This window comes from Sphingomonas faeni (assembly GCF_023195535.1).
GTDB classification, from domain to species: domain Bacteria; phylum Pseudomonadota; class Alphaproteobacteria; order Sphingomonadales; family Sphingomonadaceae; genus Sphingomonas; species Sphingomonas faeni_B.
On sequence record NZ_JALPNF010000001.1, the window covers coordinates 87,115 to 99,121 of the forward strand.

Annotated in this window: 9 protein-coding genes and 1 pseudogene; 6 read left to right on the forward strand and 4 right to left on the reverse strand. The window is 67.8% G+C overall.

Annotated features, from left to right (window positions below; genetic code table 11):
- The first annotated feature begins 119 nt into the window (after positions 1–119).
- A complete protein-coding gene (cydD, locus tag SPHN_RS00400) occupies positions 120–1,781 on the forward strand; it encodes a thiol reductant ABC exporter subunit CydD (protein ID WP_248520505.1) in 1,662 nt (553 codons plus the stop codon).
- Positions 1,778–3,427, forward strand: coding sequence for an amino acid ABC transporter ATP-binding/permease protein (locus tag SPHN_RS00405; protein ID WP_248520506.1), 1,650 nt, complete (start codon positions 1,778–1,780; stop codon positions 3,425–3,427). The genes cydD and SPHN_RS00405 overlap by 4 nt, the downstream gene beginning before the upstream one ends.
- On the opposite strand, the pseudogene SPHN_RS00410 reads toward SPHN_RS00405, so the two are convergent.
- From SPHN_RS00410 to SPHN_RS00420, 3 genes and pseudogenes are all read right to left on the reverse strand, one after another.
- Positions 3,417–3,640 (reverse strand): annotated as a pseudogene (locus tag SPHN_RS00410) (sterol desaturase family protein); the annotation flags it as partial. The gene SPHN_RS00405 and the pseudogene SPHN_RS00410 overlap by 11 nt on opposite strands.
- A 44-nt stretch (positions 3,641–3,684) precedes the next feature.
- Positions 3,685–4,383: an OmpW/AlkL family protein gene (locus tag SPHN_RS00415; RefSeq protein WP_248520508.1), complete on the reverse strand. Its 699-nt coding sequence runs from the start codon at positions 4,381–4,383 to the stop codon at positions 3,685–3,687.
- Between the two features lie 611 nt (positions 4,384–4,994).
- The gene (locus SPHN_RS00420; RefSeq protein ID WP_248520510.1) at positions 4,995–6,719 is read right to left on the reverse strand and encodes a DUF885 domain-containing protein; all 1,725 of its coding nucleotides are present in this window, start codon (positions 6,717–6,719) and stop codon (positions 4,995–4,997) included.
- A 402-nt stretch (positions 6,720–7,121) separates the two neighbouring features.
- On the opposite strand from SPHN_RS00420, the gene SPHN_RS00425 reads away from it, so the two are divergent.
- From SPHN_RS00425 to lysA, 4 genes are read left to right on the forward strand one after another with little or no spacing between them, the layout of a single operon-like run.
- Positions 7,122–7,385, forward strand: coding sequence for a hypothetical protein (locus SPHN_RS00425; protein WP_248520512.1), 264 nt, complete (start codon positions 7,122–7,124; stop codon positions 7,383–7,385).
- Between the two features lie 13 nt (positions 7,386–7,398).
- Positions 7,399–7,902, forward strand: coding sequence for a class I SAM-dependent methyltransferase (locus SPHN_RS00430; protein ID WP_248520513.1), 504 nt, complete (start codon positions 7,399–7,401; stop codon positions 7,900–7,902).
- Positions 7,899–8,165, forward strand: coding sequence for a hypothetical protein (locus SPHN_RS00435; protein WP_248520515.1), 267 nt, complete (start codon positions 7,899–7,901; stop codon positions 8,163–8,165). Before SPHN_RS00430 ends, SPHN_RS00435 begins: the two co-directional genes overlap by 4 nt.
- Before the next feature lie 17 nt (positions 8,166–8,182).
- Positions 8,183–9,415: a diaminopimelate decarboxylase gene (gene lysA / locus SPHN_RS00440; RefSeq protein WP_248520517.1), complete on the forward strand. Its 1,233-nt coding sequence runs from the start codon at positions 8,183–8,185 to the stop codon at positions 9,413–9,415.
- 158 nt (positions 9,416–9,573) lie between these two features.
- On the opposite strand, the gene SPHN_RS00445 is transcribed toward lysA, so the two are convergent.
- Positions 9,574–11,763, reverse strand: coding sequence for a penicillin acylase family protein (locus tag SPHN_RS00445; protein WP_248520519.1), 2,190 nt, complete (start codon positions 11,761–11,763; stop codon positions 9,574–9,576).
- Positions 11,764–12,007: the final 244 nt, after the last annotated feature.

Consider the following 12,007-nt stretch of genomic DNA (forward strand, 5'->3'; position numbering starts at 1 on the left):
TTAAGCTCCCCACAGTGCCGTCGACGGCCCTGTCTGGGTGCCGGGCTAGCTGCGGGCGGCGGCGCGAACATTGACCGCGGTCAAAGACGCGCGCGGTTTCGGCCCTGCATGCGATCGGCATGAACAGCATCGCCAAAGACCGGACACTGGCATCGCGCGCCTATCTGAAGGGGGTCGTCGCGGACGGCGGCGGGGTGCGGCTTTCCACCAGCCTGCTTCTGCTCGACACCGTCGCGGCGATCGGCTTTGCGGCCGGCCTGGCCGGCGGCGTGGTTGCGGTTCCTCAGGGCGTCGACGCCATGCTGCCCTGGGCCCTGCTGGCGGGCGCATCGGCAGTCGGACGCGGTGCGTGCGCGATGCTGGCGGCGCGTGTTGGCGCGAGCGGCGCGTACCGGGCGAAGACGCAGTTGCGGCAGCGGATCGTCGATGCGGCACTCCACCGCGCGCCCGGATCGGACGCGACGACGGGCACGCTGATGAGCGCGGCGGTGGACGAGGTCGATGCGATGGACGGCTATGTGTCGCGCTTCCTGCCCGCGCGAATGGCGGCGTCGATCGCACCCCTGATCGTGCTCGCCGCCACCGCGATCGCCAGCCCGATCGCGGTGGCGATCCTGGTGGCGACGGTCTTTCCCTTCCTCGCGGCAATGATCCTCGCGGGCGGGGCTGCGGCGGACGAGTCCCGCCGCCAGTTCCTCGCGCTCGCTCGGCTGTCGGGTCTGTTCGCGGACCGGATCGGCGCGCTGCCGGTCGTGCTCGCCTTTCGTGCAGAGGAGCGCGAGGCGGCTGCGCTCGGCGATGCTGCGGAGGATCTGGCGCGGCGGACGATGCGCGTGTTGCGCGTCGCGTTCCTGTCGTCCGGCGCGCTGGAGTTCTTCGCCGCGCTGTCGGTCGCGCTGGTTGCCGTCTATGCCGGGTTCAATTTGCTGGGCTTGCTCCCGTTTCCGGTGCCGGAAAAGCTCGACCTCGGCCGCGCGTTCTTCGTGCTCGCGCTCGCCCCCGAATTCTACGCACCGATGCGGCGGCTGGCGGCGGCGTACCACGACCGACAGGCAGCGGAGACCGCGGCGGAGCGATTGGCGGCGGTCGAGAAGGCCAGGGTCGCACCGCTCCCGGTCGCACCCGTCTGGTCGAGTGCCGCGCCGGCGATCCGCTTCGAGTCCGTCTCGATCCGCTATGACGGGCAGGACCGCGCCGCGGTGTCTGACGTCTCGCTTGAGGTCCGGGCCGGCACGATTGTCGCGCTGGTCGGCCCGTCGGGCAGCGGCAAGAGCAGTCTGCTGCACCTTCTCCTGGGCCTAGCGCCCTTGTCCGGGGGACGGATATCGATCGGCGACCATGACCTCGCCGAGATCGGCAGCCTTGCGCCGATCGCCGCGTGGATGGGACAGTCGCCGCTGATCCTGCCCGGAACGATTGGCTCGAACATCGCGCTCGCCGACCCCAGCGCATCGGTCGAGCGGATCGCCGAGGTGGCGCGGATCGCAGGGCTGTCACCCATGCTGCTCGCACGCGGCGGGTTGGGCGCGGTGATCGACGCCCGGGGGAGCGGGTTGTCCGGCGGGGAACGGCGTCGGATCGCACTGGCGCGTGTCCTGCTGAAGCCGGCCCCCGTGGTATTGCTGGACGAGCCGACCGCGCATCTCGACGCCCCGTCCGAAGCGCATTTGATCGCGGCGATTGCGCGCGCCTGTACCGGACGCACCACGATCATCGCCACGCACAGCGCGAGGCTGGCCGCGATCGCCGACGTGGTGATCGACCTTGGAGCGCGGGCGTGACCGCGTTCGACACGCTGATCGCCCATGAGCGTCGCCGGCAACGCCGCGGCCTGTGGCGCGCAAGCGGTTATGCGGCGATCGTCGCGATCGCCTCGGTCATGCTGCTCGGGCTGTCGGGCTGGTTCATCACCGCCGCCGCGGTCGCCGGACTTGCCGGGACGATCGCCGCGCAAGGTTTCAACTACATGCTGCCGAGCGCTGGAATCCGCCTGCTCGCGATCCTCCGCACCGCCGGGCGTTACGGCGAGCGGCTTGCCAGTCACGAAGCGGCGTTCGGCGCGCTGGCGCGCATCCGCCCCGCGCTGTTCCTCGGTCTCGCACGTGGTCCGGTGGAGCACGCGCTGGCGTTGACGCGGGGCGAGGCGACCGCGCGGATCGTCCAGGACGTGAACGTCGTCGAGGCGGAGTTCGTCCGGCTCTCCGCGGTGCCCAGCATGATCGCTGCGTCCGCGAGCGGCATGCTCCTATGTGCCCTGAGAGGGTTGCGGCCGGCAGTCGCGCTACTGCTGTGTTTGGCGGGTCTGCTCACGCTCGCGACCGTGCTCGCCCGACGCCTCGAAGCACCGGGGCGCGAGGTACAGCGCGCGGGCGGTGCGTTGAAGGACGCCTTTGCCGGGGTGGCCGATGCCGCCGCGGACCTGCGCTGCTACGGCGTCGAGGCGCAAGCGATGGCGGCGGTCGAGGCGTGCAGCCGGCGTCTCGCAAAGGCACAACGCGCGCAGGCCGGTGTCGCGGGCTGTTTCGAGTTCATCCAGGCGGTGATGCTCGGCGTGGCGGGAATCGCGACGCTGCTGCTCGCGGCCCCCGCGGGCGCGCCGATCGCGGCGTTGTGCGCGCTGGCGGCCGTCATGACGATCGACGGTGCGGGACCGGTGTTGCGCAGCCTGGGCCAGCGCAGCGCGATGCGCGAAGCCACCGCGCGGCTCGACGACCTGTTGCCCGGCGCCGTCGCTGAGGACGATGCGGTCGCGATCGACGCCGCGCCGTCGATCGACCTGCTCGGCGCGCATGTGCCCGCCGGCGCACGCGTCGCGCTAATCGGCGCATCGGGGACGGGCAAGACCACGCTTGTCGAACAGCTTCTCGGCCTGCGTGCGGGGAAACCGGGGACGGCGGCCATCGACGGTAGGGATATCGCGGGTATCCCGCTCGCGGTCCGCCGCGCGACGTTTGGCTGGGCACCGCAGGACGCCGCGCTGTTGGCGGGCACGATCCGCGACAACCTCGCGCTGGGCGACCCGCTGGCCGACGATGCGGCGATGTGGGCGGCACTTGCCGACGTCGCGCTGGGCGACGTGATCGCCGCGCTGCTGAAGGGCCTCGACAGCTGGATCGGCGAGCACGGCGTCCGCCTGTCGGGCGGTGAACGACGGCGGCTGGCGCTGGCGCGGGCCTATCTCGTCCGCGCGCCATGGCTGGTGCTCGACGAACCGACCGAAGGGCTCGACGCCGACACCGAGCACTGTGTCGGCGAACGGCTGTGCGCCCGGCTAGCAAGGACAGGGCAGGGGCTGGTGATGGTCAGTCATCGACCTTCGATGGTTGCGCTCTGCGACCGCCACATCGTGGTCGCGCCCGATCCTGTTGTGATCGTCGCGCTACCCACGGATACGGTGCCGCAACGGCGTCGGTCTAGCCGAGATTGAAGACTGTCGGGCTCTTCGCCGGCCGTTCGACGCGGCGATAGAGCGTCCTGAACACGCGATCCCAGGTGAAGTTCGTGATCCCGAAATTGCCCGTCTCGTCATGGAAATGATGGTCCATGTGGCGCGTCTTCATCACCGCCAGCCAGGTAACCCGCGGCTTGTAGGGAAGGTGCTGGATGCGTGGAGGAACGCGTAGAAGCACGTGCACAGCAGCGAGCGTCGCCAGAACGGTCGCTCGCGTGCCACCGGAAGAGCGCTCACAATCGAATGCCCAGCCCGACGCCGAACACCAGGGGATCGAGGCTGATAGCGACGCGCTGCGTGCCGGCCGCCGTCGTTCGCAGCCGCGCGGTCGTGTCGATGTCGATGTATTTGACGTCGAGATTGAGGAACATTCTCGGCGTGATGTCGATGTCGACGCCCGCCTGCGCAGCCCAGCCGAAGCTGTCCTTCATGTGGACGTCGGTCGATCCAACCGCTGCGACGAGCCCGTCGGACGCCTTCTCGTTCCAGAAGATCGTGTAGTTCACGCCGGCACCGACATAGGGCCGGATCTTGCCTGTCGGGTTCAGGTGATATTGCGCGGTCAGCGTCGGCGGCAATACCCAGGTCGAGGCGAGCTTGCCGATCGAACCTGTCGTGCCGGTGCGGCCATCGGCGTGATGCTTGGTGGTGGATGCGATCAGCTCGAAGCCGATGTGATCGGTCGCCATATAGGTGATGTCGACCTCGGGCATGAAGCTGTCGTCGACGCGGACATGCTCGCCGGGAAAGGTGGGCAGGATGCTGCCCGATTTCTCGTTGGGCGCGACCAGGATCGTCCGGACGCGCAGCAGCACGTCGCCGGCGGCGATGCCCTGGCGCGGTATCGCGTCGGTCTGGGCGACTGCTGGCGCCGCCGCTGTCATGACGGCACATGCCGAACCGATGGCGAGGCTCTTGATCGACGATGTCATGGTGCGGCTCCTGTAATCCGATGCCGTCGGGCTAGGCGCACGTCGCCGCGCGGGCGTTGACCGCGGACAAGGATCGGGTTGACCGCGGTCAAAGTCGTCGCGCCCGCGGCCGCCCGCGTCGCGGTTCGCCAGACTGGTGGAGTGTATCACGTCCAGCCTTCGGTGCGACGATCCCGTGCTTTCGGTCGAGATCGACCCGCGTGGGTTCACCGCAGAATGGGCCGCAATACCCGGCGGCGTCCACGTCTCGCGCATGAGGGTGGGCGTGGAGACGCTCGATCCGACGATCGAGGCCGCGGTTGGCTCGCAGTGTTCGCTCTACCACGCTTCGGCAGAAGAGGGCGTCGATGCGCGCACCGTCGCCGAGCCGATCGGTAAAGGTACCGGACTGCGGGGCCGCTCGGTCGAAGACGATGACATCCAGCATTACTGCGGCTGGATGTCACCCGTTGCTGCACTCGATATGATCGCATCGAGTATTTGGTCGCAGGCACGCCTTGGATGGACGCCCACCGGGCGGCATGGCCGATCTTGTAGCTGCACGCCTGCCCGGGCGAAACGCAATAGCGCGCGACTTTGCGCGGCGAGCGCCCGGGACGAAGCGGATCGTGTCAGCGCGATTTCTCTGTCGCGATCCACGTCATCATCTCGGTCTCCATCGCGGGCAGGGGGACTGAGCCCATGTTGAGCAGGGCGTCGTGAAAGCGGCGCTGGTCGAAGTGGTCGCCCAATTCCGCCTCCGCTTTTGCGCGCAGCGCGCGCATCTTCATCTCGCCGAGCTTGTAGGCGAGCGCCTGGCCCGGCCAGCTGATGTATCGCTCGACTTCGATCTCGACGTCGAGCTTCGCGAGCGCGGTGTGCTCGGCGAGGTAGTCGATCGCCCGCTGCCGGCTCCATCCCATCGAATGGATGCCGGTGTCGATGACGAGGCGCGCGGCGCGCCACATCTCGAAGGTTTCGCGACCGAATTCCTCATACGGCGTGCGGTACATGCCGAGCTTGGTGCCGAGCCATTCCGAATAGAGCCCCCAACCTTCGCCATAGCCCGAGAAGTACGTCTGGCGGCGGAAGGCGGGGCGGCTGGGGGCTTCCAAGGCCATTGCGGCTTGATGGCTGTGACCGGGGACGCATTCGTGCAGCGTCAGTGCAACGATGTTGTAGAGCGGGCGCGACTTCAGGTCGTAGGTATTCATGAGGCATGCGCCGAGCCCACCGCGACCCGAGGTGTAGACCGGCGCGATCGCGTCGGGCACCGGCTGGATGGTGAAGCGGTAACGGGGAAGGGTGGTGAAGACGTCTTTGAGCCGACCGTCCATCCGCTTCGCCACATAGGCCGAGAAGCCGAGCAGCTCGTCGGGGGTTCGGGCGTAGAATTGCGGGTCGCTGCGCAGGAATGCGAGGAAGTCGGCGAAGCTGCCCTTGAAGCCGGTGGTGGCGATCGTCGCCTTCATGTCGGCGTCGATGCGCGAAACTTCCTTGAGGCCGATCTGATGGATCGCCTCCGGTGTGAGATCGAGGGTCGTGTATTCGCGGATCTGGCTTTTGTAGAACGATTCGCCGTCGGGCAGTGCGGCGGCGCTGACCGTCGTGCGCGTGCCGGGCAGGTAGGTGCCGCGGTAGAAAACGAGGAGCTTCGCATAGGCGGGGGCCGCGGCGGCATCGACCGCAGCCAGTCCCTCGGCGCGCAGCGTCGCCTGCTGGCTTGCCGGGATCGAATCGGGCATCGTCTTGAACGGTTCGGCGAGCGGGTTGTCGGCGCCCGGCTTGGTGAAGGCGGCAATGGTCGCATCGCGCCCGGCGAGCGACACGCGCGGTGGCGTGAAGCCGCGCTTCAGTCCGGCGCGCATGTTGGCGATGTTCTGGTCGAACCAGCGCGGCACGTCCTTGAGCCGGCCGATGTAGCGGCGATAGTCGTCGGCGGTCTCGAGCGGGGCATAGGGCTTCACTTGGCCCCAGAAGTAGGAATCGCTGTTGAGCGGCGCCTCGTAGGTGCGGAAGTCGATGTTCGCGACTTCGCCGCGGAGCGATTCCTCGAGGACGGCGGCGTTCAATCGCTCTTCGGGCGAAAGTTGCGTCGCGGGAATACGCGCGATGCGATCGAGAACTGTGCTCCAATAGGTGCGCCGGCGCGCCCAGTCAGCGGGGGCGACGGCGGGGAAATGATCGTCGGACTTGCTGCGCAAGCCGTCCGTAATCTGCGCGAACTCCTTCTGTCGCCATTCCCATTCAGCGTCGTAGATTGCCTTGAGCTGCGCATCGGCCGCGCTTGGCTGGGCCCACGCCGTTGCTGGAGCAAGTGCGAGAAGCACCGTCGCCGCGACATATTCAAACCTCATCGTGTCCCCTTTGGTTGCTGCAGTCGTATCTGCCCCGGTCGGCAAGGGAAAGCGCGCCGGCTTCACTTTGGTCGGCCGCTTGAAATTCGACGGTATGGTGTCCTCGTTGCCGCTTCCCGTCAGCCGTGGATGAACGAACGGCGCAAATTAGGAAGCGCTTAGATCAGGCTGAGCGTCTGCAACTGGGTCGTTCCGTTCATCGATCTGGTCGAACATTGTGGTCTGTGAACGCTAACCGATCGTAAGATACGAGCGAATTGCGTGGCGGGAACGCGGTGAACCGAGTGCAACGCTATGCGCGCGCTATGCGATCGGCCGGGATCGATCTCGAAGCGCTATGCCGCACCTCGTACATCCGGGGGGCGGGCAGGACGCTCGTGATACGAAAGGCACTGAGGCGAAATGTCGTCTGACTCCATATCGGAGCCCGATCCTACCGGGCTCGTCATCTACGTCGGCCAGGATCGCGCAGGCCATTGGCTGGTCCAGGACAGCAGGCGAAACCTCGAAGGCCGCTTCATCTCCTACGGCGCCGCGATGGCCTATGCGCAGGCCGAGCGGGATATCTACCAGGCGAGCGTCGAGATCGTCGATGCGCCGCTCACCCCGCTCGTGTCCTTTGCACCTGTCGGGCGCGACGAGCACGCGCTGCCGCGTGCCGCTTGATCGGGAGACTGCGATGAACGTCCATGCTCTTCCCGTCGGGTTGCGGACGGCAGTCGGCGAGGTCCCGTCTCGCCACCCGTCAAAGGCCGCCGTGCAAGACCCGCGCTGGCCCCGGATAGCGGCCGCCCTGTCGGCATTGCGTACGAATGGCCGACACGCGGTGCGGATCGTCGATGGCCAATGTGGTGTCGGGACGCTGCTGTTGCAGGCCTTGGCGGAGGCGCGGCGGCTCGGCTTTACGGCGATCGAGGGACGCGGCATCGACCGATCGCCGCCGTTGATCGGCCGCGCGCGGTCCGCCGCGCATCGCGTCGTCGACCCGGCGATCGGTGTGGACTTCGTGGTCGCGGACATGGTCACGGCCTTGCGCGACGAGCAGGACCTGCCCGCCGATATCGTGATCTGCCACGACCTTCCGCAGGAGCGACAGCCTGACGCGAGGCTTATGCTGCACAAGGCCGGGCGGATCGTCATCGACGATCGGGCTGGTTCGCACGATCGGGACATTGCGGCATGACCAGGCGCGATATTGCGTGGCGTACGGTCGGGTTGGTCATGGCGGCCGGGGCCTGTTGGGTCGCGACGGCAATGAACGGGTCGGCGCTGGCGATGCTGGTGTTTCCGTTCGCGCTGCTCGGCCTGACGCTGATGATCAACGGCAAGCGCGTGGCGGTGGTGCTGCGGGCCGAACGTCACGGCCACGGGCATACCGCCGAAGCGATCCACGCCGTGCGCCTCCGTCGCACCCGCCGGCGCGCCGACCCACCGCATTCCCGATAACCGGACACCGACCACTCATGACCTATTTCAGCCCGCGGGACGGCGTCCTGTGCGCCGAGGGCGTGCCGCTGCCCGTCATCGCCGAGGCGGTGGGAACGCCCGTCCATGTCTACTCCGCCGCCGCGCTGCGCGATGCGGCGCAGCGGTTCAGGTCGGCGCTGTCGATCCTGCCACGCGTGCGCGTCGCGTTTGCCGTCAAGGCGAACCCGAACCGCGCGGTGCTGCACCTGCTGGCCGGGTGCGGGTTCGGCGCCGACATCGTCTCGGGCGGCGAGATGCGGCGCGCGCTCGACGCGGGGATCGCGGCGTCGGACATCGTCTTTTCGGGCGTCGGCAAGACCGACCGCGAACTCGCGGATGCCCTTGCTGCCGGCGTCGGCCAGTTCAACCTCGAACTGGAGGAGGAGGGGCAGGTGCTCGCCGCGCTGGCCCAGGCGCGGGGCAGGCGCGCGACCGCGGTGCTCCGCGTCAATCCCGACGTCGATGGCGGCACGCATGTCAAGATCTCGACGGGGCGGCGCGGCAACAAGTTCGGCGTGGCGATCGCCGACGTGCCCGCGATGTACGATCGCCTGTCGCGGATCGAGGGTCTCGATCTGGTCGGGGTCGCCTTGCACATCGGCAGCCAACTGCGCGATCTCGCGCCGCTGGAGGAGGCCTATGATCGGATCGGTCGGCTGGTGGCGGACTTGCGCGCGCGCGGCCATGTCGTCGGCCGCGTCGATCTCGGCGGTGGCCTCGGCATCCCCTACCGCGCCGACGACATCGTTCCGACGGTCGACGCCTATGCCGCCATGGTCGCGCAGGTCACGCGCGACTGGGATGTCGAACTCACGTTCGAGCCGGGGCGGGTAGTCGCAGGGCTTGCCGGCGTGCTGCTGACGCGGGTGATCTGGGTGAAGCCGGGTGCCGACCATCCGTTCGTGATCGTCGATGCCGCGATGAACGACCTGGCGCGGCCGGCGCTGTACGACGCCTTTCACCGGTTCGAAGCGGTCATGCCGGACGGGGAGCGGATGGTCGCGACGATCGCCGGCCCGGTCTGTGAAAGCGGCGACGTGTTCGCGGTTGCGCGCGACATCGACCGGGTCCGTCGCGGCGACCTCGCCGTGCTGCACGCCACCGGCGCCTATGGCGCGGCGATGGCCTCGACCTATAATTGCCGCGCGCTCAGCCCGCAGGTGCTGGTCGATGGCGACCGGTTCGAGATCGTCGCCGATCGCTATCTGCCCGAGGAATTCGCCGCATAGACGCGGCGGCGGGGATCACGTCAGGCATATGTGGACCCGGTCGTTCACTGTCGCGAGCAGAAAGCGCACGAGGATCGTTCTTGATCGGCGACGCTCTGCGAGAGTGGATACCGGGTGCCCATGGGCCGGGCTGACGAGCACCCCGCGTGACCGCGACGTCACCCGCCTGGGCGGTAGCTGCGCTCGACGTGTCCCTTGAGGTCTTCGGGATGGAAATAGACCGGGCGCAGCTTACCCTCGGCATAACGCTGGGTCTGATCGGCGAAGTGCGGTGACGCCGGGTCGCCGCTCTGGCCGCCGGCCATCACCGCCATCGCCTTCACCCGCGGGCCGAACTCGACGACCGCGACGAAGCTGTTGCCGCTGGTGCCGCAATAGCGTTTGGTCCCCGGCCAGGGTTTGGCGCCGAACGACGCCAGGCTGCCCCATTGTGCCGAGGTGAACGGCACTGGGATAGACGCACGCGCGTCGTCGAAATGCGGCTGGATCGCGTCGTCGAGCCGTTGGAAGCGGTTGATCTGCTGCCACGGCGTGCGCCAGTCGCCGAAGTCGCGCGTCAGGCGGGCGACCGCGGCGGACAGCGCGGTAAGCTTGGCGTCGGGCGACACGCGCGCGGCGATGTAGTCGGGCACGTTCAACCGCTCGGCCTGTGCGAAGCTGCCGACCTCACGCCACAACTGGTCGCCCCAGAACACCGCCAGGCTGGTCGCGACCGAGTCGTAGCTCCAGCGGTGATCCCATTGCTTCAGCACCGCGATTGGCGCTGCGAGCGACGCCCGCCGAGGATCGCGAGCGGGTAGCGCGTCCCAGGCCTCGACCAGTCCGGGCAGCAATCGGGCGAAGGCGGGCAGATAGGAATCGAATGCGGCGGCGCGGAGCGTGTCCGGAGTCCAGCCGCGTTTGCCGGTCAACAGCAGGTCGGCATGGACGCCCCTCGCATTGCCGCCGACCTGATCCATGTAGCGCGGATAGTCCGCCGCCTTGGGGCTGTCCGGACCCGCCGCGCTCCACGGCCAGTCGTTGGTGTTGTGCGCCCAGCCGGTGCGTGGGTTGGCGACGCTCGGCAGGCTGGCGAGCGTGTGGAGCCCGTGCCAGTCGGTCGCGGGATCGCTGCCGTCGACGGGACGGGTGTAGTCGAACCGGTCGCTGCGGATCGGCATGAACTGCGGCATCAGGAATGCGATCTCGCCCTTGTCGTCGGCGAACAGCGTGTCGTTCGACGAATTCGCCTTCCGCTCGGCGACTGCGATATAGCTTGCGAGATCGGTCGCCTTGGTCCGCAGATAGCTTTGTTCGAGCGCGGGCACGGGTTTCCACATCAGCGCAGTCGCGATCCAGCGCCCGGCCTTGATCGCGACGATCGGCCCGTGATGCGTGGCGTAGGTGGTGAAGCCGCGTTCACCCATCGTGCCGTCGGCTCGGCGATAGCGTATCGTGACGGCGCGGGTCGTGACCGGGCGGACTTCGCTGCCGTAGCGATACGCATAGCGATTACCGGTCCGCGCGATCCGCTCGGCGAACTCGTCGATGTTGTCGACCGTCGCGGAGGTGTGCATCCAGCCGGCTTTGGCGTTGAAGCCTTGGTACACGAAAAACTGTCCCCAGGTGCTCGCGCCATACGCGTTAAGGCCTTCATCGCTCGTCATCTGTGCCTCGGAGCGGAAATAGAAGCTGGTGTGCGGATTGATCAGCAGCAGCGCGCGACCGTTCGCAGTCAGGCGGGGCGCGATCGCGATGCCGTTAGACCCCGATGGCTCGCGCGGGACCATGCCGCGTTCCTCCGGGGAGGGCGGGGTTGGCATGCCGTAGAAGGTCTTCAACTCACTGAGCGAGATGCGTTCGATATCCCCGCCGATGCTTCCTTCGGTGAAGCTGAGCGCCATCCAGGGCTCGAATCGATCGAGGACTTTCGGTTTGGTCTGTGGATGCGTCGCCAGATAATAGTTCAGCCCATCTGCCCAGGCGTGCATCAACGTCCGCAACCAGGCCGGGCTGGCGGCATATTGGCGCTTCAGGTCCGCGGGATCGACGAACAGCCGCTGGCGAAGGTCCGCCCAGACCGCGTCTTCGCCGTCCGCTTCGGCGCTACGCCCGAGTGCGGTCAGGTAATTCGCCTCGATCCGCGCGAAATCGTCCTCCGCCTGCGCGTAGATCAGCCCGAACACCGCATCCGCGTCCGATTTTCCACGAATATGCGGGATGCCCCAGTCGTCGCGCGCGATCGTGACCCGTGCGGCCTGCGCCTGCCACCGTGCCATCTCGATCGGTGGGGAACCCGGCGCTGGCGCCGTCGTCAGGAGGGCCAGCAGGATCACCGGATTGCGCGCGTGCCGAAGAAGCTTATCCATGTGCGCAGCGTAAGGCGAGAATTGGCGAAAGACCATGCGGTGGCTGACGGAGGTATCCGCTATCGACCGGATGCTGGCGGCGGTGCGCCGTGCGACGCTCAGCCGCGTCGAGATCATGGCGGTTGTGGCAACGGCGTGCGACGCGGGCCGGCCAGTCGCTGTCCATGCTGCGACCACCGAAGGTATGCGTCGTGCGATCGCCGCGGGGTCGATACCATCGAGCACGGCTATAGCGGCACGGCCG